The sequence below is a fragment of the Pseudomonas sp. SIMBA_067 genome (assembly GCF_046534675.1).
Taxonomy (GTDB): Bacteria; Pseudomonadota; Gammaproteobacteria; order Pseudomonadales; family Pseudomonadaceae; genus Aquipseudomonas; species Aquipseudomonas putida.
In genome coordinates this window covers 1-231 of sequence record NZ_JAWRYH010001479.1, presented here as the reverse complement: position 1 = coordinate 231, position 231 = coordinate 1, and the positions used below count along the sequence as shown (strand labels likewise).

The window sequence follows — 231 nt, the reverse complement described above, 5'->3', positions numbered from 1 at the left end:
CCTGCTCTACAACACCTTGCGCTGCCTGATCATGCTGCCCACCGTCAAACCTATGGGCCGGCTGTGCAACAGCTTGCTGCCCGAACGCGAAAACGGCAACGGCCAAGTGCGCCCGCGCCACCTCGATGCCTCGGCGCTCGACACCCCCAGCCTGGCACTGGCCAATGCCGCCCGCGAGACCCTGCGCCTGGGCGATATTGTCGACAGCCTGCTCGAAGCCATGCTCGGCGC

At 66.7% G+C, this 231-nt stretch carries 1 pseudogene; it reads left to right on the top strand.

From position 1 onward, the window contains the following. Positions 1 to 231 (top strand): annotated as a pseudogene (locus tag SB765_RS34350) (Na/Pi cotransporter family protein); the annotation flags it as partial.